This is a genomic window from Psychrobacillus sp. FSL H8-0484 (assembly GCF_038005325.1).
GTDB lineage: Bacteria > Bacillota > Bacilli > Bacillales_A > Planococcaceae > Psychrobacillus.
The window spans coordinates 751,497-776,709 of the sequence record NZ_JBBOSZ010000001.1 but is presented as its reverse complement, the minus strand read 5'-3'; the positions used below and the strand labels follow the sequence as shown (position 1 = coordinate 776,709).

At 36.4% G+C, this 25,213-nt stretch carries 11 protein-coding genes and 1 pseudogene; 2 read left to right on the top strand and 10 right to left on the bottom strand.

Annotation, left to right across the window (positions count from 1 at the left end):
* Positions 1–155 precede the first annotated feature (155 nt).
* The 5 genes from MHH81_RS03635 to MHH81_RS03615 all read right to left on the bottom strand — a co-directional run bounded on the left by MHH81_RS03635 (position 156) and on the right by MHH81_RS03615 (position 18,307).
* On the bottom strand, positions 156–2,918 hold the full coding sequence (locus MHH81_RS03635) for a hypothetical protein (protein WP_340917981.1): 2,763 nt from the start codon (positions 2,916–2,918) through the stop codon (positions 156–158).
* A gap of 754 nt (positions 2,919–3,672) precedes the next feature.
* Positions 3,673–5,307, bottom strand: coding sequence for an S-layer homology domain-containing protein (locus tag MHH81_RS03630; protein WP_340917978.1), 1,635 nt, complete (start codon positions 5,305–5,307; stop codon positions 3,673–3,675).
* A gap of 336 nt (positions 5,308–5,643) precedes the next feature.
* Entirely contained in the window at positions 5,644–7,155 is a 1,512-nt protein-coding gene (locus MHH81_RS03625; protein ID WP_340917976.1) for an S-layer homology domain-containing protein, read from the bottom strand.
* A 95-nt stretch (positions 7,156–7,250) separates the two neighbouring features.
* Positions 7,251–14,795 carry a CehA/McbA family metallohydrolase gene (locus MHH81_RS03620; protein WP_340917974.1) on the bottom strand — a complete coding sequence of 2,515 codons (7,545 nt, stop codon included), beginning with the start codon at positions 14,793–14,795 and terminating at the stop codon, positions 7,251–7,253.
* A gap of 536 nt (positions 14,796–15,331) precedes the next feature.
* Positions 15,332–18,307, bottom strand: coding sequence for an S-layer homology domain-containing protein (locus MHH81_RS03615; protein WP_340917972.1), 2,976 nt, complete (start codon positions 18,305–18,307; stop codon positions 15,332–15,334).
* A 336-nt stretch (positions 18,308–18,643) separates the two neighbouring features.
* On the opposite strand from MHH81_RS03615, the gene MHH81_RS03610 reads away from it, so the two are divergent.
* Entirely contained in the window at positions 18,644–19,123 is a 480-nt protein-coding gene (locus MHH81_RS03610) for a sigma-70 family RNA polymerase sigma factor (protein WP_340917970.1), read from the top strand.
* A 68-nt stretch (positions 19,124–19,191) separates the two neighbouring features.
* Here the strand turns inward: MHH81_RS03610 and MHH81_RS03605 are convergent, their stop codons facing one another.
* The 3 genes from MHH81_RS03605 to MHH81_RS03595 form a co-directional block, all read right to left on the bottom strand.
* A complete protein-coding gene (locus MHH81_RS03605) occupies positions 19,192–19,326 on the bottom strand; it encodes a hypothetical protein (RefSeq protein ID WP_340917968.1) in 135 nt (44 codons plus the stop codon).
* 455 nt (positions 19,327–19,781) lie between these two features.
* A complete protein-coding gene (locus MHH81_RS03600; protein WP_340917966.1) occupies positions 19,782–22,322 on the bottom strand; it encodes an S-layer homology domain-containing protein in 2,541 nt (846 codons plus the stop codon).
* Between the two features lie 167 nt (positions 22,323–22,489).
* Positions 22,490–22,648, bottom strand: coding sequence for a hypothetical protein (locus MHH81_RS03595; protein WP_340917964.1), 159 nt, complete (start codon positions 22,646–22,648; stop codon positions 22,490–22,492).
* A gap of 927 nt (positions 22,649–23,575) precedes the next feature.
* On the opposite strand from MHH81_RS03595, the gene MHH81_RS03590 reads away from it, so the two are divergent.
* Positions 23,576–23,992: a Mu transposase domain-containing protein gene (locus MHH81_RS03590; RefSeq protein WP_340917961.1), complete on the top strand. Its 417-nt coding sequence runs from the start codon at positions 23,576–23,578 to the stop codon at positions 23,990–23,992.
* A 342-nt stretch (positions 23,993–24,334) separates the two neighbouring features.
* Here MHH81_RS03590 and MHH81_RS03585 read toward each other — a convergent pair.
* Both MHH81_RS03585 and MHH81_RS03580 read right to left on the bottom strand, forming a co-directional pair.
* A pseudogene (locus MHH81_RS03585) lies at positions 24,335–24,849 on the bottom strand (JAB domain-containing protein).
* Between the two features lie 103 nt (positions 24,850–24,952).
* The gene (locus MHH81_RS03580; protein ID WP_340917959.1) at positions 24,953–25,132 is read right to left on the bottom strand and encodes a hypothetical protein; all 180 of its coding nucleotides are present in this window, start codon (positions 25,130–25,132) and stop codon (positions 24,953–24,955) included.
* Positions 25,133–25,213: the final 81 nt, after the last annotated feature.

Below are 25,213 nucleotides of genomic sequence, written 5' to 3'. Positions count from 1 at the left end.
ATTGGTATCAAATTAGTTTGAGAGAGAATTAGTGATAGAAAAAAGAGAAAACGGAGTATTCATGCCTCTCCGTTTCCTCTTTTCATATGCATATTATAAAATAAGTCGTTATATCTAAAGAACACTAGTGTTAACCATTCATGATTTAACTTAATTTAAAATAAGTCATCTTTGTTCGTTCCACCGATAGTAACTTTCACACTTGGTGAAACAGCTGTTATTTTGAAATGAGTGTCATCTACTTTTTCAGCAATAGCGGATACACCATCTCTCTTTATTTGTGCATTAATCTGACTCACCAGCTTCTCCATACTTGAAAACTTTCCTGTTAGTTGGATAGTAGCTGTTTTTACTCCATCATTAACATTGAAAAGACGGTTTTTAGATGTATCTGCATCCTTTCCTACGCTATTATTTTGATCGAAGAAATATGACCAATCATTTCCTTCTAATGTAATGGATGACTGAGAACCCGTGTTAAAAGATGAGATATAGAAAGTATCATCGAAACCTACAGAATATATCGGTCTATTCATTAATCCATCGGCACCTTGAATTCTATAGTAATAGTCTTGAATTGCGCTCTCTACAACCCCCCCCATTGATTGACCCTTGGTAAAGTCTGTAGAAAGTTTCCATCCAATTGTTACTGGAATTCTTTGTCCATCCGTTAAAATTGTAAAACTTTTCTCTTTTCCTGTGAAATCACTGTCTGTTACAGGCTTGCTGTTTAGTTTAGCAGACGTTCCAGGTACAGTAGTAAAGTCAAAAGATGTGATTTCTTTACTCATAACAGATTCACTCTTTTCTATTACTACTACTTCTACTGAGATAGTTATGTTGCTTGCATCTATATCTGTTGGTACATTCAATTCCGCTGTAAATGTATACGAACCACTCATCGTATTATCATAGGAATCTTCATCTACCCAAGATAAAACAGTTACTATTTTTGTAGTTCCATCTGCTAATACGACTTCGATTGTATTGGGAAGTAAACTATCAACATTTTCTGGAGCTGTTTCACTATTTCCTGCTTGAATAGCAGCGATAGGAGTAATTGATGTAACATACATCTTAAGATCATCAATAGCTTCTGTAAGTTCTTTTGTTTTTGTAATTTTTTCTGCATTAGTTGTTTCAGGAAGTTCCAACGCTTGTACAACAGCAGCATATGATTCTTGTGTGTAGTATCCTCTTTGTAAATCGTTCGCTCTATCCTTTACCATTGTAAGCCTCGCTTCAATAAATTCATCTATAACTTTCTGAATCTCTTGTTTGGTTAAGTTTGAGCCTGTTGTCGCTTTCTTAGCTAATACCGCAGCATTTACTTCTGCTAAGTTTTCGGATGTTATATTTGTGAGGCCTGCAGTTGCATATTCTTGTACAGTTGCGTTTCCTGTATTAATTACTGCGATTGCAGCTAATGTTACTACAATTGCATTTACTTCAACTTGTATTTCTTGTTTGGTTAAGTTTGAGCCTTTTGTCGTTTTCTTAGCTAATACCGCGGCATTTACTTCTGCTAGGTTTTCGGATGTTACATTTGTAATTTCAGCTGTTGCATAGTTTTGCACTGTTGCATTGCCTATGTTTATTGCTGCGATTGCAGCTAATTTTGCTACAACTTCATTTACCTCAACTTGTATTTCTTGTTTAGTTAAGTTTGAGCCTTTTGTTGCTTTCTTAGTTATTACCGCAGCATTTACTTCTGCTAGGTTTTCGGTTGTTACATTTATAATTTCTGCTGTTGTAAAATCTTGTACATTTGCGTTTCCTGTGTTTATTGCTACGATGGCTGCTAATTTTAGCACAACCACATCTACTTCAATTTGAATTTCTTGTTTGGTTAAATTTGAACCTTTTGTCGTTTTCTTAGCTGCTACAGTGGCATTTACTTCTACTAAATTTTCGGATGTTACATTTGTAATCTCTGCTGTTACATAATTTTGCACTGTTGCATTGCCTGCATTAATTGCTACGATGGCTGCTAATTTTAGGACAACCACATCTACTTCAGTTTGAATTTCTTGTTTGTTTAAGTCTGAACCTTTTGTCGTTTTCTTTGCTGATACTGAAGCATTTACTTCAGCTAAGTTTTCGGATGTTACATTTGTAATTTCTGCTGTTACATAGTTTTGCACTGTCGCATTGCCTGCATTAATCGCTACGATGGCTGCTAATTTTAGCACAACCACATCTACTTCAATTTGAATTTCTTGTTTGGTTAAGTCTGAACCTTTTGTCGTTTTCTTAGCTGATACTGCAGCATTTACTTCTGCTAAGTTTTCGGATATTACATTTGTGATTCCTGCATTTGCATAATCTTGTACTATTGCATTTCCAGTATTAATTGCTTTAATAGATGCTAATTTTAGGACAACCATATCCACTTCAGTCTGAATTTCTTGTTTGGTTAAGTCTAAACCTATTGTCGCTTTCTTAGTTGCTACTGCGACATTTACTTCTGCTAAATTTTCGGAAGTTACATTTGTAATCTCTGCTGTTACATAGTTTTGCACTGTTGCATTGCCTGCATTAATTGCTACGATGGCTACTAATTTTAGCACAACCACATCTACTTCAGTTTGGATTTCTTGTTTGTTTAAGTCTGAACCTTTTGTCGTTTTCTTAGTTGCTACAGCGGCATTTACTTCTGCTAAATTTTCGGATGTTACATTCGTGATACCCGCTGTTGAATAATCTTGGGTAGTTGCTATGCCAGCATTGATCGCAATCATTGCGGTTTGTAATTTTTTTTGCGTAACTACTGACACTTCAAATGTTCTTTTTATATCCTCTATATTTACATAATCCTGGCCAGCGTTATAAACAGCCTCATGAACAGCCATTTTGTATTCAAGTTCAAGTACATTGTAATCATCAAGAGAAAGATTTAGTGTTTTGGCATGGGTCACCAATGCTATCTCCGTTTCTTCTGGACTTTTGGATGCATTTATTGCATTTAAAGCTTTTGCGCTATTCCCGTCTTATTTCACATGAATGTGAATTTCGGTTCGGGCCTACACCGTACAAGCGGCTTTCACCGCATACGGCGTGCCATCAGCAAATGGGCATTCTATTGAATACACGTACTGACTGGGTTCCTTTGCTCCTGCTGGTTTTAACCTTCTCGTATGTTACCATACAAGTCCAATCGGCCAACGATCGACACTACTACGAACCCGCTGCCATCTTTATAGTCTCAAGGGTGCTGATTCACCTATCCTATAAAGACTTCAAACGTTCCATTATTTCCATCCCTTATTTTGACAACCTTAGGTCTCCACTATTTAGGAATGAGTACGACCAGTTTAACAGTCAATTGTTCTGACCGCCGTTACATCATCTCGGATATAAGGATGAATGCCGAACTCCTAGCAATTCGCGACATTCACTACCTCACTCTACCTACATGGATTCGTTTTCCTGACCATAGCTGTCTTTTAAAGAGCCCCGCCTCAACTACTTGAGTACGACTTCACCTGACTTAGCCCCTTTTCGCGTATCAGCGCGACATTGGACCCAGGAGGATTAGGCACTTGCATATTAGACTGTTTTGCAAGAATCGGAATTGCACCGATCAAATGGATTATAACAGTTAGAAAAGAATTTATCTTTCCCGCTAATTTCACCTATTTCCCGGCTTATATAGCAACGTTTCGTTTACTTTTATTGAGGAGTTGGTCCTGGAACATATCCACCGTCACCAGTTGAGGGAGGTGTGATCGGTTTTACATCAGGGTTTGGTACGCCACCAATTTTTCTAATATTTTCTTTTACTTTATCATAGTCTTCAATAATATTTTTTACTTGTGAGTCAGCGGGAAGAGTGATATCGCCTATTCTTGTTTTAGTTCCTAAAGAGACTTTTACATCGTTAGACAAGATAATTAACTGATCGACATTGCCAGTATTTTCGAATCTTACGTTGCTCCGAGATCCAACAGATGCTTCCGAAATACTACCAGAACCATTGATAAATAGTTTACTTGATGAATTAACGTTTAATTTACCAACATTTGTATTAATTGTAACCTGGGTAGCTCCTGTTCGAATGTTTACGACTGGCATCCTACTATTCTTAGCTGCTTTTAATTGAACATTAGAATCAATATTAATTAATTCCACAGTTGAGTTCTCCCTCAAATCAAAAATAGAATCTACTTTCGAAAGTTGAACTACCCCTACTTTTGCATTTATAAAGATAATTGTAGGAGATGGAGGTGCTGCAATTGGTGTTAGACTAGCGGTGTACCTTGCTTTTAACTGATCAGAGATGATCGTCTTTCCTACTACCGTAACCGTATCACCAATGAAATAATTTTTTAAATCGCTTCCTATTTCTAAATCCCCATTAATCGTTAGGTTTTTTAACGTAATATAATCTCCACTCACTGTAAAATCCCCTGTAAATGTGGATCCTTTCGCATCGAGCAAAATATTACTTGTCGCATTTCCGCTTGCATTAACTTCAATAGAACTTATTTCCACAATTTCATTGTCTTTTATTGTGTACTCAATTTTTGCACCTTTTAGCACTGCTAAATTCGATTCGTTAAATATGTTTTGTAGGCTTGAGTTTAATGCATACGTACCGACAGATAATGTGAGTTCATTTTTCGAAATATCTACTATTTCTACAGCTTTCTGTTGTGTAGCTAATTCACTTCTATGAATGAAAGTTGCTGCTTGTCCACGTGTAACAAAAGCATTTGGTTCAAAAGTAGTCGTTGTTTTGCCTGTAGTAATTTCATTTGAATATAATGTTTGAATGTATTTTGCAAACCATTGTTTGTCGTTAATATCTTTAAAAGGAAGACTTGAAAGCTTCGCTTCTTCCAATCCAAAGCCTAGTACTAATATTTGAGCAATATGTGCACGAGTTAAGTTCGCTTTTGGTTGAAAAGTGTTATCCTCATAACCTTTTATAATTCCAGCGCTTACTAATGCTGCAATATACCCGTAATACGGATGATTCTTACTCACATCTTTAAATCCAGGATCTTTGACATTCTTCGTGTCTAAATTTAAAGCCAGAGCCATAATTTTTGCAGCATGCGCCCTACTAATATTCTCTCCTGGTCGAAAGGTGCCATCTTCGTATCCACTAATAATTCCTCTTGCGGTTAAGCTTTTGACCCCTTCATAATAGTATTTATTTTTTAGTACATCCGAAAAAGCATTTTCTTCTATTTCTAATGCATTTGTACTAATTGGTACTAACGCGACAAGTGTCCCAGTAGCTAATGTCGATGCCAACGCAGTTCTATACAACTTTTGTCGTGACTTATTACCCTTCATCATCCTCATACCTCCTATAATTTCTCTAGATATAGATATTATATCATGGTTCTATCGGATCTAAATATTAATATACGAAATTTTTCCCATAAAAATATAAAATTATCCAACTATGCAACATAGTTTTTACAACTCAGTTAGTTCTAAATACCTTCAATTAAAATACGACAATAACGTATCCCCTTTGTTATTTGATAATTTCTAAACAAAAATAAGTAAAGTAAATCCCCTCAAGTCTCGTAAGACTCAAGAGGATTCTCCCCAAATCTATTGTTCATTGTTTCAAAAGTGTTACTGGTGCCTGGCACCAGTAACACCGCTGTAATATAACTAGGTGGTTTATAGATTTTCTAACATGTTGTATAGCATTTTTGCTGCTTGTGCGCGTGTTGCGTTGTCTTTTGGTGCGAAAATTTGTTGACCATTTTGATCTTTTCCACTAATGATTCCTAGTTGAGCTGCTAAACCAACATTTTCTTTCGCGTAATCGCTGATAGATGCATTGTCGGCGAATGATGCTTTGCTTGTTACGCCCTCTAGTATAGAAGCATCGTTAAATTGAATGGCACGGATGATCATTGTTGCCATTTGTTGACGAGTAATATTTTCGTTTGGATTGAATTTACCATCACTGCCTAGAATGATGCCTGCACGGTTTGCAGCTTCAATTTCGAGTACGTTCCAAGTCATTTTTTCTGTGACATCCGAGAATGTACCTTCGTAATCTTTCTTAGGAAGGTTTAGTGCACGTGTAAGCAGTAATGCAAATTGAGATCGTGTTATTTGATCATTTGGTGCAAATTGATCTGCTGTTTTCCCTTTGATAATCGTTTTGGACGCTAGAGATTCAATATAGTCTTTTGCCCAAGTCTTCTCTAGATCCTTAAACGTTATGTCGTTTTCAACTACTACAAACTGAGAGAAGTGATTTGTTTTAAATGTTACTTTTCCTTTTGCGTATTTGCTGTTAACGTATTCTAGCACTCCATTATTTACGTAGTATGCTGCCACTTTTTGTGCATCTTTTACTTCAGATACATTCACTGGAATAGAAATTTCAATCGGTTTAGAGAATGTAGAAACTTTAATTACTTTTCCATCTTTTTCTACTGTAATAGTAAATTCAATTACATCTGATAATGAAGTTCCGTTTTGAAGAACTTTTGAATCTTTCACTAAATTCATTACTAAATTCATTTTACCAGCTGAATTCTTCGAAATTTCCTTTAGTACTTGGGAAGGAATGGTTACTTCCATTTCTCCCGCTTTTACTACAAATGGTTTTCCAGAAGCCGCAATAGTTTTCAGTACTGACTCAGACATTTCTACATTTAATTTAGGTTGTGCATCCGTTAAAGCTGGAGCTTTAATTTCCACTTTTGTATTTTTAGAATCACTTAATTGTTTATTAACGTCTTTCTCATCTACTTCAATTTTTCCTGAATCCTCTTTTGTTCCATTGTCCTCTTTATCATCTGGATCTGATGGAGTTGGATCCGGATCTGGTGTTGATCCATTTAACTTAAACACCTTTTGCTCTATTAAATTACCTTCTGATGCTACTTGAACCGTAAAGGATAAGCTATTCTTTAATGCTTCTTTCGTTTCATATGTAATCGAGTAATTACCAGTTTCGTCCACTGTAAATTCATCGATGTACATTAAATTTTCAGATGTGAATGCATTCCCTTTAAAAACAGTTATCGTCATTACTTTATTAGCAAGATTGGCATCCTGGCCACTTGTTGTAAAAGTTCCATCCCCATTATTAGTCGTTGCTGCAAGGGATATTAATGGAATACATAGACTCATTACAACTGCGGCGATGAACGTACCTATTATTTTTTTCATTCTTTACCTCCATAAAAATTCATTCGTACATTGAAAGTTCTGTCAGTGAGAAATTTGCTCCGCACTGACTAGAACAATCCTTATCGTCCTCTATCTTATTCTAGACTTGGAGCATCCGTTGGAACTTCAGGTTCCACTATTTCAACCGGTTCCTCTAAAATAGTAGGTGCTTCTATAGGTGCTTCTATAGGTGCTTCTACAATAGGTTCGTACGCTCTTAGAACAGGAAGTTTCTTCTCTTCATTCCATTTCCAAACCGTTTCGAAATTCCACTTTAACGTGTCTGCATAAAATGCTTGTGTTTCAGATAAGGTCAATGAAACATCTTGACCGTTTTGATTATCTAATGAATTAGTGGCTATTCCTTTCTTATCAACTGTCATCAATTCATTGGCAAAGTTATTCTCCAGCGTTGCTGTTTGTCCACTAGCTACGCGGCCTACTATTCTATTCGCATAAGAAGCTTTTACTGATGCATTTAATGCAATGACATTTTTTACGGTTGTATTATTGTATGCATATCCTGTAATACCTCCTGCATTGTTCGCACTCGAAGTCACATTACCAGAAGCGTATACATTTTCTGTAATACTTCCGGAGTTTGTCATTCCGACTAATCCACCTGCTTGATTGCCAGTTGCTGTTACATTTGCACTCGAGTAGCTGTTCAGGATTATTCCATTCGAATAACCTACTAATCCTCCGACTGCAATATTGCCAGTTACTGCTCCAGTGGAATAACTATTCTCAACTGTTCCAAAGTTTAAATTAACTAAGATACCCGTTTGAGCTGCAGCATTAGCTCCTGTAACAGTTGCATTTTCAATCCCAATGTTTTTAATTGTTCCTGCATTTAGATCGAATAACGCACCCCTAGTAGATGTGAAGTTCGTTATTTTCTTCCCATTTCCATCAAAAGTTCCTGTAAAAAATGCATCTATTGCTAATGACGAAATGGTTGTACCATTTAAATCTAAATCATTCTGCAAAATATAATTCGCATTAGGGAAGCTATTAATCACTTGTAAGTCTTCCGCTGTTTCGATCATATAAAATCCATTTTCATCTTGCGTTAAAGATGGAACTGATTCACTATCAATGGGTTGCGTTTGTTCTTTAGCAACTTTTAATACTGGTCTTTCTACATTTGTATCCCACATCCATACATTATCAAAATCCCATCCAATTGATTCAAAAGTTCCTTTTGATTTTAGTTCAGCTTGGGACTTATCCATACCTTTTTCATTATCAGCACTTGCGACTGTTTGACCTTCTGTACTTATCAGCATGTCTGTAGTTGCACTGTTATTTACTAAAGTTGGAGTATCTTTTATTTTACCTACAACTCGGTTTGCAGCTGATGCTGTGTTGACCAACTTGTTTAGCGAAACACTGTTTTGAATAGTTGTTCCCGTGTATGCATAACCACTAAGCCCGCCAGCATTACTAGATGCTGCACTTACCATTCCTGTTGCATAACTATTCTCAGTAGTACTTCCCACATTCGTTATTCCAATGAGGCCACCAGCTTGGCTTACTTTAGCTTTCACATTTGCTAGTGAATAAGCATTTTTCACTGTTCCAACAGATTCCCCTACTAACCCACCTACAGTAGAGTTACCAATAATCTTTCCGGTAGAATAAGAATTTTCAATGGTTCCTTTATTGACATTGACCATAATTCCTACTTTACTATTTCCAGTCGTAATTTCTGCATCGACCATTGCTAGGTTTTTGATTGTTCCTTCGTTCGTGTTAATAAAACCACCAGTAGTAGACGTGTAGTTTTTAATTACCTTACCATTTCCATCCAATACACCTGAAAATGTAACAATTGGAGTTGCATCTGTTATTCCTGCGAAATCAAGATCTGCAGTTAAGATATATTTTCCTGCTGGATTCTTAATCACTTCTTCTAAATCTTGAATAGAAGAAATCTTGTAATTTCCATTATTATCTACATTTGGATCTTCTGGTTGTTCGACTGGAGGTTCCTCAACAGGCATATTCGATTGCAGAACAGGAACTTTATTTACTTCATCCCACGCCCAAACCGTTTCGAAATCCCATTTCAGTGTATCTACATAAAATGCTTTTGTTTCATATAATGCTTGCTCTATACTTTGACCGTTCTCATTTGTTAGCAGGTCTGTTGCTATGCCTTTTTTTGCAACGCTCATCGTTTCTTTGGCATAGTTTTCTAAAATAGCACCCGCATTAGAGCCAGTTTTCCCTACTACTCTATTTGCACTTGTTACAGTACTAACTGAATCATTCAATGCGATTGTATTTTTTATGCTTGTTGTTTTATATGCATAGCCGCTTATTCCACCAGCATTTTTTATTAGAGCATTTACAATACCGGTCGCATAACTATTCTCCGTATTGCTTCCCGCAATTGTAATTCCAATGAGACCACCAGCTTGATTTGCTTTTGCTGTTACATTAGCTATTGAGTAAGTATTTTTTACCGCTCCAGTAGACTCTCCTACTAAACCACCTACAGCAGAAAGAGATGCGGTAGAATTACCCGTAATTTGGCCAGTAGTATAAGAGCTCTCAATCGACCCTTTGTTTGTATTAGCTAATATTCCTGCTTTGATATTCCCAGCTGTAATATCCGCATCTACTATTGCAAGGTTTTTAATCGTACCTTCGTTTAAGTTAATAAAACCTCCACCAGTAGATGTGAAATTCTTAATCGTTTTGCCATTTCCATCGAGATTACCTGAAAATGTTGCTATTGGAGTCGCATCTGTGATTCCAGCGTAATCAAGATCTGCAGCTAAAATGTAGCTTTCTGCTGGATACTTACTCAATTCTTCTATATCTTTTATAGAAGTAATTTTATAATTTTCGTTGCTATCTTTTTCTAAATTTGGAGCATCCACCGGAATTTCAGGTTCCTCACCCGGAGTCCCACCAACCGGAGCATTCGATTGTAGTACAGGAACTTTATTCACTTCATCCCATGCCCATACGGTTTCGAAATTCCAACCTAATAAAGTACTATACATTTCCTTCGTTTCAATTTCTTCTTTTGTTTTACCTAATCCTGTTACTGATGTTCCAACGTTGTCTTTTATTTTTTCTATGTCTACCATCATTCCGCTATAAGAGAAGTTATTTTCTAATATCGGTGTATGTCCGCTATAAATACGGCCTAGTACTCTATTCGCATATGGAGATGTCACAGATGTATTCAATGCGATGGCATTTTTCACAGCTGTTTTGTTATATGCATATCCAGAAATACCACCTGCATTACTCTTAATGGCATTGACGTTACCAGTTGCATATACGTTCTCTGTTAAACTACCAGAGTTTGTGATACCTACTAATCCACCAGCTTGACTCCCTGTTGCTGTTACATCTGCATTTGAGTAGCTGTTTCGTATTACACCATTTGAATAACCTACTAGTCCACCTACTGTACTCGATCCAGTTACTTTACCAGTCGAATAACTATTTTCAATCGTCCCGCTATTAACACTAACTAAAACTCCTGTTTGAGGAGCACCAGCTTCTCCCGTTACATCTGCATTGATCATTGCAATATTATAAATAGATCCACCATGTAAATGGAATAACGCACCTGAAGTCGATTTAAAATTAATTAACTTTTTACCGTTACCATCTAGCGTCCCCATGAATGGTGCATCAACACCAATTGGATTTAATACTTTACCTGTTAAATCAATATCATTTTGAAGAATATAGTTCTCATTTAAATATTGATTGATTTGCATAAGATCATCTGCGGTTTTAATCATATAGAAACCATTGTCATCTTGATCTAATGCTGGTTTACTTGCCCCATTATTTTCAGCATTCTCTCTGTTTTGCATTAATACTGGTCTTTCCATAATTTCATCCCATGCCCATACAGATTCAAAATTCCATTGTAATAAATCTTCATACGTAGATTGTGTTTTTAGTTCTTCTTGTGTCTTGCTTAGACCTTTTTCATTAGAGGCATCTTCTAACGTAACAGCTTCTTTACTTACGATCATTTTATTGTTAGCAATATTATTTTCCAAAGTCGCTGTTTCTCCAGCTAATACTCGTCCGACAATTCGGTTAGCTGCTGAAGTCGTAATGACAGAAGTATTTAATGCTGCACTATTTTGAATGATTGTATTTTCATACCCATACCCACTAATACCACCAGCGTTACTTGATCCGGCAGTAACTGATCCAGTTGCATATACATTCTCTGTTGTACTTCCTTCACGTGTGATACCAACAAGTCCACCAGCTTGTTTTGCCGTTGCTTTTACATTTGCTGTAGAGTAACTATTCCTAATGACTCCATTGGACATACCGACTAGACCACCAACAGTTGATAAGCCAGTAATGGATCCTGTCGTATACGAGTTTTCAATTGTCCCGTTATTAACATCTACTAGAAGTCCTACATCATTTTTTCCTGCCGTAACGTTTGCATCTAAAACAGCAATATTTTTGATCGTTCCGTTATTTATTCGGAATAATCCAGCACCAATTGTTGCAATTTCAACACCCTTAATAAAGTGCCCATTGCCATCAAAAACTCCGCTAAATGGTATAGCATCGGAGCCAATTGCAGTTATAACATCTTGGTTTCCGATAATATCTTCCGTCAGTACAAAATGTTTATCAGGATAGTACTGAATTTTATCGAAATCTTGAATACTATCTATTTTATATGGATTTTCTGCAGTACCTTCCCCGTCCATCGCTTCTCTAACGGTTACAGAAGGGAAAATAGGTTTTTGATTGGTTAAATTGTCCCAAACAAAAAGTTTTACTATATTTTGATCATTATAAACAAGTGGCTTGTCGAAACTGATTAATTGTTCACGACCAAGTCCCTCTAATGTTACTTCTTTCGTCTGTGCATCGATCAGTTTTGTTCCTGTTGCATCATAAGTAGCTCCAACTACAGTTACTTTATCAGTTGAATTTGGATAATTTAATATACCTACTCCATTAAATGCACCATCTTCTACATCTACACTCGATAATTCCAAATGACTTTCAGGTGGAGTTAATGTAAATTCATCAATAACAGTACCTGCGTTATTGTAAGCCTTAATTGTTAAAGAGTTTTCATTCGTTTCTAAAATCACACCTGTTTGGACATCTTCATCATATACAACGTTATCCCACTCATAGACTTCGTTGTCATAAAATTTAGGACCAGATGAACCCATTGTTATAAAAGTAGTTCCTAAGTTCATAGCCTCTTGATCGTTATTCATCACACCATCTCTAATTGTAGTTCGTTTATAAACATGGTCATGTCCACCAATATAAAGACTAATTCCTAATTGTTGCATTTTTTTTGTTATTTGTGCTCTACCTGTACTCATTCCAGCATCGTCACTATGTGAACCACCATAATAAGGGAAATGTCCCATGACAATTTTCCATTTTTTATCGGTCGCTCTCATGTCCTTCTCCAGCCACTTTAGCTGCTCATCGTTGAAATCCATTGAGTTTAATACAGCGATATGTGCTTCGCCGTAATCAAACGAATAATTGCCGTCTGTATACGTACCTTCCCCATTATCAGGTAAGTTGAAGAAGTTTCTGTATGAACTTGCATCCACATCTTGGATGACTTCATGATTCCCAATCATATTAGCTGATAACAAATTCAAATCTTTGTAAATGTATTTAAATACATCCGTCCAAGTTTCTGTCATTCCCGCTGAGTTTACTAGGTCACCGACTTGAATCATCAGTTTTCCATCTGCTTTTTTTTGTTTCAATACATCTAACATATCTCTGTAAAGTTTAAAGCTTTCTGGATTACGATCCGGTACTTGAAGATCTCCCATGATGTAAATAGTAGTATCTTCTGATTCAGGAGCTGTTTCAAATTTGTTTTGATTCTCCCAAGGACCTTCTGAAGTAATCCCAAATCTATATTCATACTCTGTTCCTTTTTGTAGGCCAGATAAATCAGCCTCATGGGAAGCTAGAATTCTGTAATTACTCTTATCAATATTTTCTCCATAAGCAGATTCAAAGTAAGATACTTCTGTTTCGATTACGTTTGCATTGGCCCAATTTTCTTCTGCTACAGGCTTATACTGAACATATGCCTTTTTTAGTGCTTTATCTGTAACTAGTGTAATCCCAACTTCATTTTCCGTTGCTCCAACATTTACGGTTGGCGCAAATTCATTTAATATTTTATTTCCATCTAAATTAGTATCATCTACTAATATCCTGACGGTCTTCACTCGTGCATTTCCTGCCGAATCTGTCGCCTTATATCGGACAAAATATTCGCCGTATTCTTCGATTTTGAATTTATTATCTACCACTTCTGCCATGCCTTTAGAATAGAAAACTTCTGCTTTTACGGTAGGAGTTTCTCCACTATCATCAATAGATGTTGCAGGAGGTATTTCCACTGTACTTCCTAATTGAACGGTAGTAGGTAATTGCTCTTCTATCGTGATATCAGGAGCATAGTTAGTTCCTTTTGTTTTCTCTCCAACCCAAATTGGTGCACTAAGTATTTCATCACCATCTTTTTGGAAAGTTCTTACGAAGAAATATTCCCCATCTTTAGTTGGGACCGTTTCATTAATCACAAACTCATTACTATTAATATCTTTATATTCTTTTACAATCTTACCGTTGTTGGTATAGATGGTGACATTGTCTATAAGATCCTCTGTATCTGGATCTTTTAATGTCGCATTAAGCGTAAGTTCTTTTGTATCTTCCGTGATAATAGAACCCATTATTTTTCCATTAGCCGAGTAGCCTAATTCAAAATTTTCATCAAAAGTTACATACGTACGACGATTTGCCATTGCATCGTATATACTTTCTCTTGTTAATTCATCAGTCCATACTCCAGTTAAAGCAGGATTTCCACTACCCCAATTGGCTGTATGTTCATCTCCACCATAGGAAGGTGAAAGGTGCCACCCATTATCTAAAGCTTGTACGAAAGTATCGAAATAACGATCAACTTTATATTCAAATAACGTAACATTATCATCGATGTCTTTATTTAAATGACGAAAGCCATTAAAATTCCCTTTACTCTTTGCATCTGGATGATTAAATTGCGCGATTGCACCTTCCTCTTCTGCTAAACGACCATAAAAAGTAGGCAGATCATACATTAATTGGCCCATACCAAATTGGCCTGTCGCACCTTCTCCAGTTGTTCTAGGAAACCATTCTGTATTGAACAAATTAATATGACCTGCATTGTCATACCAAGTTACTTCCACCCCAGGTACTGTAACAAGACTGTCAGAATTCAATCGATCTAGCTCTGATCTTGAAAACTTATATTCTTCCGAGTAAGAATCTATGTATCTTTCTAGATAATCATTGCCTGTAGTTATATCAAACGTCACATCATGTTCTGACGTACTGTAAAAATCCAGATTCGTATTTTTCGCCACATGTTTAACCGCATCCTCTGGGAACAAAACCCCATCACTTATTGATGTATGAGAATGTAACTCCCCCGTATATAACTTCATTCCTAAATACTCTGCACGGTTATTTGTTTCTGTATCACTTTTTTCTGCTGCATAAGCAGGAATTGTTTGCATGATTAAAGCAAACGGCATTAATAAAGCAATACTTTTTTTCCATAGAACACTACTTTTCTTTCTCACTTGTAAACCCCTTTCTTTTTTCGAGTGGTTTTAATTTGTATCTGTAACACACAAACTTCACACAATATTAAGAATAGCTGAATATTATTAAGGTCAAATAAATATATTGTAAATATATATTTAGATATTAGGACTCAGTAACATTCCATCTAGCTAAAAAATCCCTTGAAGATTATTCTTTCAAGGGATCTGAGTAGGAATGTATTTTTATGGATTTTATGATAGGGTGCAATTCTAGACTATTCTCTACCTATGTTCATAGGTTAAATCTATAAGAGGCTTAATCTGTTCTAAATGATCTACCCATTCTAATCTTATATATGCCCTAATCGTCAGAATCGCCGAGGAATTTTGTAATACATTCATAAAAGCATATCTCCACCATCCTTATAGATCTATTACGGGAGTGTTACTGGTGCCTGGCACCAGTAACACTCCCGTAATAACTAAAAATCCCCCGATCAAAATTGATCGGGGGATTTTTATTGTCAGAATAGTTTCTGATTTGTATGGGTGACTGGCACCTAATCTAGCACCTAATCTACAATTACTTGTGCTGTCAGTGTGTTTCCGTCCACGATGTATGTTAGGTAGAATGTGTCGCCTCGTTCTACACCATTGAATGTTAGTGTGTTTGTGCCGTTGCCGGTTACTGCAGGTGCAACGTTGTCATTGTCTGAGTTGACTAGGTTTGTTGCGGTTAGTTTGATACGATCCGCTGCTGTTTTCGAAATGTCTTCGCCGTATTGGTCGATAATTTTCAATGCGCCTTTTAAATCAGCGGAAGATATGTTCACTGTTGCTGTTGTTCCTGGAACATATAAGATGTTTTCACGAACTGTTAAACTATTTATTGTCTGTAGATCGATTTTGTTTGCGAATGGTACTGCTTTTGTGATCATTACTGTTTGGTCCAGTGTAAATGGTTGTCGTTCTGCATTTACGATGACTTTCACAGGAATGTACTTGTCGTCTTTGTCTACAATGTCTTTATTGCCACGGACGAATAAAGTGCCTGCCGTAGCGTCATATACTAAATCGTTGTGACCTGGAATCACCGTATAATCCGATTTTGGTACGACTACTTTGTTTCCATCTGTTGTAATACCATAGACGACTAGCTCTCTTGCATAGTTGTTCGTTGATGTACTCGCAGGATTATCATAAATTACTTCTATATTTTTCAATTCATATGCTAAGATATTTGCTTTGTCTGTCACTTTCAGATTCATTTCATAAGCGCTGGAATCGATTGTTTTTGCGACACCTTTTGCATCGACTTGTTGCAGTGTGAGCTTAAGGGCATTGTTTCCTTTTTTATTTCCTGTTACAGTGACCGCATTTGTTGCGGAAATAGTTTTATTGGAAGAAAGCACTACTTTGTCGTCTGTTGTTTCCACTTTGATCAAATATTTTCCTGCATTCGCAGTTGTCTCTGCTGTTGCTAAGTTCGAGGCTGATAAAGCAATTTCACGTCCGTACTGATCATTTACAAGTACTGTATCTTTGGATAATGAAAATGCTCCACCAACTAGCAAATTCGTTTCGATGCCTTTCGTTGCAATAATCGCTTTTGCTTCTGCTTTTGCTTTTACGGTTACTACTAGTGTCGCTGATTTCATATTCGCTGTCGTTGCTGAGATAAGTACTTGGCGATCTGTTGTAGTATTGGAAGTATCGGTAACTACTAATTTCGCTTTGCCCGTCATTGGGTCATTTTCAATAGAAGCTTTTAAGTTCGCATCATTGGTTGTTACCTTCACACCATTTGCGTTATTTAATGTAGTTGCATTTGTAATTTCTCTGCCGTCCAAACCGTATACCTTGAAAGGTACTTCTGTTTTTTCACCTGCAACGACAAGTGTCGGAGCCGTTAATGTAATAGTATCGGCCTTCACCCCTTCAGCAGCTGTCACCTCGAACTTACCAATCTTTCCCGACGATTTTGACGTGATAGAAACGGTTGCTTTCCCTACTTTTTTATTCTTGGGTTGTTTTAGTTCCAAAACGGTCTGCTTTTGTCCATCAATTGTCAGTTGAGTAAAGATTGGTGAGCTTACACTACTATTCACATCTATAATAGAAGTATCAGAAATTGCTACTACTACATCACTTGCGATGTCCTGAGCCGGAACCTCTAACCCGTATTGGTCGAACGCCTTTAGCACTAAATGAAAGTCTCCATATGTCGCATCTACATTTAAAGTAGCTGCAGCATCGATATCATTGTAGACACTAGTAATCTTTACTTCATCTACTTTTGATTTTTCCGAAACAGTTACTGATTTCGATTGAGAAGTAGACGTCGCTGTATCAAGTAAAGTAAGAGAGATTTTATCTCCTAGTTTAAAATTAGCAGATGATGTTGCTTTTGTAATTTCTACGATTCCTTCAGATGGCTTCACAATAGTGTCACTGCCAGCTCCAGTTACATTCGAATTCACCGTTAAGTTTGTACTATTTAATGTAATATCTTCTCCGTATTGATTTAATACTTTATAAGGAACTTTTACTTTATTTCCTACTGCATTTAAAATGGCATTGTTTGTTGGAATTACAATGGAATCTACCTTTTCATTCATAACAGTTACCGATTTTGAGCGTGTTATTTCTCCAATACCCGTTACAGAAACATCATACGTTCCTGCTGTTAGGTTAATAGGTAATAGGAGTTTCGCCGATTTTTTATCCTGCGAGAATTCAACACTTGAGATATCTACAGTAGAAGCTCCTTTTTTCACGGTAAACTTTGCTGTACTTGGATTTACTTCTTTATTAAAAGTTACGGTTAATGCTTTCACACCTGTTGCTTGGAAGTTTGTAAGCTCTATCGGTTTTACTTTTACTGCAGATAAATCTAGTTTTACTGTACGCTGCAAGAACGTTGCGAATTGCCCTCGTGTCGTTGTGTCTTTCGGATTAAATTTATCTAACTTCGGATTCGTAATATCAAAATAATCTAGTACGGTAATATAGGCACGAGCCGATTGTTTGGCAGCACTTAAATCTTTTACGTCACCCGTAAATTTTTGGTTAGCCACATAAGCTCCTAGATCAACCTTTTCTACGACATTGGTTAGGCGTACTAGAGCAATGGCCATATCTTCACGAGTCATATTTTCTTTCGGAAGAAGTTTTCCATCACTCCCACCTAAAATTCCATTGTCCTTAACCAGTGCTGCATATTTTAATAATTCATCTTCTGTATTTTTAATTGTTAAATCTGTAAAACGACTCTTCGTTTTATAATCAGCAGGTACTTTAAAGCCCTTCGATACTAAATATTTCCCTATTAACTTGACTACGTCCGAACGCACCAGCGTTTTGTTCGGTTTAAAAGTGCCATCTGGATAGCCATTAATAACACCCGCTTTCACTAGTGCATATATCGCTTCTTCATGTGTACTTCCTTTAGTATCGGAAAAACTTGCTGCAAATGCTGTTGGTACAACCGTTGTCGCTACTAAGCTCACCGTAACTGCTCCTGCTAGAAATCTACTTTGTTTTCTCATGAATGAAGTTCCCCCTTTTATATGAACAATGCTTATAAACAGCACGAAAAAATATTGCTAAAGTTTACACCTATTACTATAATATAACATTTATCTATTAATATTGGTATTAAGTTTCCTATATATAAGCGTGTTGAGTGGGTGACTGGCACACTAAAAGAAAATACTCTCCTTCTTCACGTTTACAACAATCAAACAGCTAGTTTGTCTAGAACAAATATGCAGTTTCCCCTAAGTAAACTTCCTATCGGGTCATTCGTACTTCCTGTAAAAACCGATTATGCTATTGCTACCTAGGAATAACCGAATCGTGCACGACTCCAAAAGGAAAGCACAGTGAAGACGTTTGAAGAAGTTCTAACACAATACGAACCAATGATTTCGGCCTGCATTCGAAAACTGCACATTTACAAAAATCACGAGTTATACAAACAAGCTGGAAATATTGCATTATGGAAAGCATGGGTGAAGTTCGATGAGGATAAAGGAGAATTCACACCGTATGCCTATCGAAGTATGTACGGGGCTATGCTGGACGAGTTAAAGAAGGAAAAGCATGTCGAAGATACTATTAACCCAGTGGAGGATGAAAAGCTGAGTCTCTTAATAGACCACTCACTAGTCAGTACCTTTAAACATGAAGAGCTTGGACTCGCACTAGAGAAATTAACATGGGACGAGCAAAGATTATTGTCATGGCTCTTCATCGAAGGTATCTCCCTCCAACAAGCTGCAACACGAGCAGGAATTAGTCAATCAGGTATTAAAAAACGACGGGAGCGACTGTTGAATAAATTGAGGGAAATACTAGTGTAGGTTACCAGATTCTAAGACAATTCTATGATGTTAAGCAGAATTGTGAACCTAGTAACTCACTACTATTTTTAAAAACTTGTCTCGAAGTTCATTTGGTAGTTTTCACCTTTATCAACAAAAATGACAAGTCGGTACTTTGTAGATTGTTCATACGGTGAAATGGGGGTAGCGATAACTTTGTTTTCTCCAATTTTTGAAGTCAATTTTATTGGGACTTCCATTTCATCTTTCATTACTTTAATCGAAATGACGTCCTTCTCTGAAAGCTGACGGTTAAATCGGATGATCCAGATTCCCGCATTTGACTACTTTTCACTCTATTCCATTTTAATAAATAAAGTAAAATTAGTATCCATGTTAACCAAATACACAGGTTAGAACTTAAAAACTAGAAATATTTTTGAGTTTCTTCTATTATATATACCCCTAGGAAAAGTGCAGGTTTACAATTATTAAGCCAATATTTCTTAGAAAAATGCATTCATTCTTTTGGAAATTATTAAGAAGAATATTTGGGTGACATTTTAATCTCTCGTGCATCTAAATTATCATTACCTTTCCCAAAAGCATTTCTTTTCCTTCTCAAATAGAAACACCCCTAACTCCTCAAAAGGAATTAGGGGTGTTTGTTATTGTTGTTCATTGTAGATAATGCTAATTATTTAGAAACAGAACCGTCTTTAACTTTGTTCTTATTAGCATCAAATAGGTTAGCTGATTTAAACTCAACAGCAATGCTATCTGTTAGAGCAAAGTCATTAGTTGTCTTAATAGTTAGCTTGCCATTAGCTGCTACAGCTGAAGCAGGAACTACAGTAGCTCCAGCAATCTTAACTGTTAAACCAGTAGCAGTAGCTTGGTCAGCAATTGCTTCAGAGAAATCAACAGTAAATGTTTTGCTATCTACTACAGTTACTTTAGAAGCTACTGGAGCAATGCTTTCTTTTAGTACAACTGGAGTTGTAGCTTTACCGTCTTTAAGAGTGTTACCTTTAGTATCTACAACATTCTTAGCTTCAAGAACATAGCTACCATTAGCAGTGATAGAACCTTCAGGTAATGTGAATCTTACTTTTTTAGTTCCATCTACAAACTGAAGTTGAGTTCCAGAAGGTAATACTTTTCCTCCAAGAGTGTAGTTAGCTACTGTTGTTGCTGAAGAAGTAACCTCCGCAGCATACTCAACAGTGAATACTCTATTGTTATTAGCATCTACTACAACCGGAGTATTACCAAATACTAATGAAGCTGTACCTGTTTCAGGTTTAGCTTGGAAAGTACCAGATGCAACATTAAATGTAATAGCTTCTGCATTCACATTTCCAGACAAGTCTGCTACGGCTCCAGCAGCTAATTCGAAAGAGTATGTTGAATTGCTATCTAAGTCAAGAGAAACTTTAATAGTATTTTTCTCAGTACCTTCAATTTTACCGTTACCATCAACATCAAAACCAGTTCCAGCAGCTTCATTTACAGCTGTTACATTTCCAGTAGTGTAGACAATACCATTCTTAGTATTAAGAGTTAAATTACCGTTAACTTTTACAGGTTCATTGAAAGTAAGGTATAAAGCATCTACGTCTGTAGTAACAGTTGTATCATCCGCTACTAACAATTTAGTTGAAGTAGATGAAAGAGTAGCAGGAGTTGAATCTTTAGTCAGAGTAGCATCGAATTCAAATGCATCTCCAGCGTTACCAGCTAGGTCTTTTTGTCCTGCTACTTTAACTTTTGTATTAATAAATTTCGCTGCACCTAATACAGATACTGCATCTAAAGTGAATTTAGTTTTATCAGTAGCATCTTTAATTTCAGCATCAGTCAAGTAGAAATCAGTAGTTCCTACAGTTACTTTTGCATACTCATCACTACCTGGAGTCGCATCAAGATTCTGCTTAGACAATTCTTCCGAGAAATCAAAAGTGATTTCAGTACCGTTAACTGTAGTAGATACAGTTGGGTTTGAACTATCAACTACTGGCTTAGCTACTGTGAAGTTAACTGCGATAGGGTTAGAGATATTGTTAGCGAAGTCAGTTGCTCCAACAACATCTACTTTATAAGACTTATCAGCAGTTAAACCTGTAATTGTTAGTGTTTTACCAGATAAAGTATATTGAGCAGGAGATGCAAGTTCAACACCATCCAAGCTTACAGTTCCTTCGCTTTGTACAGGCTCATCAAAAGTGATAACTGCTGTAGTTCCTTTTGCATCAACAGATTTAACAGCAACAGGAGTTGTATCTGCAAATGTTAGCAATTTGTTGAACTCTAAAGTTAGAACAGTAGCATCTGCTTTTGTTTTGATTGGTGAAACAGTAACTTTAGCATTTGATACTTTTAACTCATCAGCAGTTGTTAAAGTTACAGTCTTGCCATCTTCTGAAACTACTGCGTTAGAGATAACTTCGCCTTCGACAGCATATTTCGTTTTAATTGCAGCATCTGTTGCATCAACTGCTTTGTTGAATGTAACAACTAATTCTTTAGCGTTAATCGCACTCACTGATACAACTCCAGCTTCTTTAACTACAGGAGCTTCAGTGTTGATTAAGTTGTTAAGGAAAGTAGAGAATTGACCGCGAGTTACATTACCTTTCGGGTTGAATGTAGTTGCAGTTGTGATGTTGAAGAAATCTAAAACATTGATGAATGGTTGAGCTTCAGCTTTTGCAGCTGCTAAGTCAGTTACTTCTTTAGTGAAAGTTTGATCATTCACATAGCTTACTAGATCTGATTCATTTACTGCGTCAAAAGCACGAACTAAAACAAGAGCCATGTTTTCACGAGAAATTTTGTCTGCAGCAAGTAATTTACCGTTGCTACCATTGAATACGCCATTGTCTTTAACAAGAGCTGCATATTTTAATAACTCATCGTCAGCAGTTAATGGAACATCGTCGAAACGTTGAACTGTTTTGTAATCTGCAGGAACTGCTTTTCCTAAAGTTTCTAACCATTTACCAAGCATTTTAACTACGTTATTACGAGTTAGTTCTTGGTTTGGTTTGAATGTACCATCTGGATATCCTTTAATGATACCTGCATCAACTAAAGATTTGATTGCTTTTTCGTGCGTGTTCCCTTTGATGTCTGTTAATTCTGCTGCTAATGCAGTTGGTACTACCGCTGAAGCTACTAATGCTGCTGAAGCTGCACCAGCTAAAAATTTGCGGTATTTCGTTGATTGGTTGGCCATGGATGATTTCCTCCTAATTGGTAAATATAAATTAGTAAACTATTATTTAGTAAAGTTGGTCCTACTTATGTAGAAATAACACCTACTAAATTAGTATAAGACCAGTATTTAGTAAAGTCTAATGCGAAATTATGGTAATAATACCACATAAAAGAAAGATCCAGAGGCTAATTGCCGCTGGATCTCACATGTCTATTTAATTCAGGTTCTACTGGTAGAATTGAGTCCTCTACTACTGTAATATCTTCTGCTGCTATATTTTCTGCAGGTTTGGAAGTCGACGCAGGGAACGTTCCTGCCACTTCTCTTTGAAACCAGTATAACATGAATTACCATTGACAGAACAGAAATTCCTCTGTGATTCGACAAATACAGAGGACCTTTTTCTCGTTTTTACTAATTCTCGAAACTTATAACTGGAATGTTCGTAAACAAAAAGAAGATAAGGAAGGGGTGCGAACTGCGCTTCCGTTACCTTATTAGATGGTTAAAGGCCCCATTTGTATACCTATCTAGTATACCTTTATTCCTTGCTAATAATCCTACGTAGCAGAAGTGAACGTTTGTCTAGAAACCATTAACAGCCGTAACAAGTTATTCAAGCCTACAAATTCCACAAAATTGAACACAATAAAAAGAGTCTCTAAGTACGAAGCTTTGAAAGAAATCGTTAGACAACCTATTCGCTATTTCCTCGCTGAAGATAAAAAAACATATAAACTCTCATTAGATCAAGTTCACTAAGAATTAACCAAAGAAGGATTTGAGATTACTAAATCTAAGACAAAAGCATGGCTACAACTTAAACGAAATCGACTGAAAGAAAGTTATCTAGACATTTATCATGCTCCAGGCAACATGGTTCTGTTTGATTGGGGAACGAAAAAATAAAGGTAACAGCAAGAATAAAGCGGTGTGTTTTGCCGTCTTTGCCTTCCGTTATAGTAATTACCGCTTTACGTGACGGGCAAAATGGACGGACGTTCTTTTATAGAAGCTTTCAATGCATTTACAAATCACGTTGGCGGCGTCTATCCAATACTACTAATTGACGATATGCGAATTGCAGCTTCTTTTTTAAAAAACTCCCTACATTGACTACATTATTCCAACAGCTACAAGAGCATATCAAGATGGAAGTTTGATTATGTACACCTTATTGTCCAAATCAAAAAGGTACGGTTGAAAATGGTGCAAAGACATTAAAGCGTTCACCGACTATTGCTGAACAAAGCTTTTCCTCACTGAAAGACTTGCAAGATAAAATAAACAAAATCTCCCTAAAGCTAAATCAAAAGATGCATCATGAAAAAAATGATACGATAGACCACTTATTACTTCATGAAAATTGTGGGAAGATCAGCGCACCTAAAAAGCACTTTATCTATACGCAAGAAGATGAACGTAAAGTAAGAAATAATACACTCATTTCTTTCAAAGGTAACTACTACTCAGCACCTGAGGAATATAAAAGGGAAACAATTACTGTCCGTTACACAGATAAAACTATCCGTCTTCTATCTAAAGATGGAAAAGTTCTTGCAAAGTATTCGCACTGCTACGGTAAAATACAAAAGAAATATCGCGTGTGGAATATACTCAGCAAACTTCAACAGAAAGCGAATGGGTTTGACCAATCTAAGAGAAAAGAAAAATGCCGAAGTGGTTGAAGTCACTTTATGAAAAAGTTTTTCAAAATAAAGCGAATGATTTCTTTATAAGAGATACTTCAACTTATGAAAAAGAATGTGGTCAATTGAATGCTTAAATGGCATGAAGCATACCATATACAAATGAAAAATAATTCAGCCTTTGAGTTTCTATTAAGGAACTATTCATCCTTCGCCTATCCTTTGAAAACCTTTTATTGAAAAAAATGAATTGGATTTTTCTTCACACTCCCTCTTTCATTTTTAGAATAATATGAATAGTGGGTATACATAGAATTAAAAAAAGAAGAAATAAGCCATTATTACACTCACTTCTCCTCATTTTGTTCTGGTTTTAACTGTTCATTTGTTATAAATAGATAGCTGTTTTGTCCAAGATACATAACTATCATCACCGATAAAATGATCCATTAGCTCTATTCCTATAATGATACCTGCTTCTACTAAGCGTTTCGTCACATCAATATCTTCTTGGATTGGTTACCAGAGGGACGATTGTGAGCTACTATTATTGAAGCCGAGTTAGACAGAATTGCCGTTTTCATTACTTCTCTAGGGTGTACGATACTTGCGTTCAAACTTCCTATGTGACAAACATTAATAGCTGTTGGCTAATTCTTCACATCCAAACACATTACTACAAAATACTCTCGATCAAGTTCACATAGAAATTGCTTGAACAACTTGTAGCAATCCCCTGGACTTCGAACAGAACGAACTTTGTACAACAAAGTTTTCTCCCTTACTAACTTCACCGTCACAATAACGACCCGTTTAGCAGATAACTTCTTTGAAATCTCTTCTCTCACATTCAATAGTTCAAACTGTTCTACCTTTTGTTCTCCGTACTTACACATTTACTTCTCCTCCTAAAATAGAATAGCCCTAACTCAACTTAAAGAGTTAGGACGTAGTGATATTACTATCATTCTAGTTAATATTAAATGGTAGAAAAGACATTCAAAACGGATTATGATCATTTTCTAATTCAACTATTCCATTCTTTAGAATAAAGTTATCTGAATTGTTTTGAATTGTGTCTAACACAGGGACGTGAATTTCATAGTAGTCTGCTGGACTTCGGACACTACGATCCTTCGAACCGTTCACACTCCACTCACTTACATAAAATCCCTCCAATTAAAATAACCCTACTTCCATAGAGGAAATTAGGGCTTCCATGATTGTATTCAAGATTATAACATCTATTTGAAAGAGCAG

Excerpts from the sequence above, each read along its gene's own strand:
- MHH81_RS03625 (WP_340917976.1), bottom strand. The coding sequence starts at position 7,155 with ATGAAAAAAATAATAGGTACGTTCATCGCCGCAGTTGTAATGAGTCTA.
- MHH81_RS03600 (WP_340917966.1), bottom strand. The coding sequence starts at position 22,322 with ATGGCCAACCAATCAACGAAATACCGCAAATTTTTAGCTGGTGCAGCT.
- MHH81_RS03595 (WP_340917964.1), bottom strand. The coding sequence starts at position 22,648 with ATGTTATACTGGTTTCAAAGAGAAGTGGCAGGAACGTTCCCTGCGTCG.
- MHH81_RS03615 (WP_340917972.1), bottom strand. The coding sequence starts at position 18,307 with ATGAGAAAACAAAGTAGATTTCTAGCAGGAGCAGTTACGGTGAGCTTA.
- MHH81_RS03630 (WP_340917978.1), bottom strand. The coding sequence starts at position 5,307 with ATGATGAAGGGTAATAAGTCACGACAAAAGTTGTATAGAACTGCGTTG.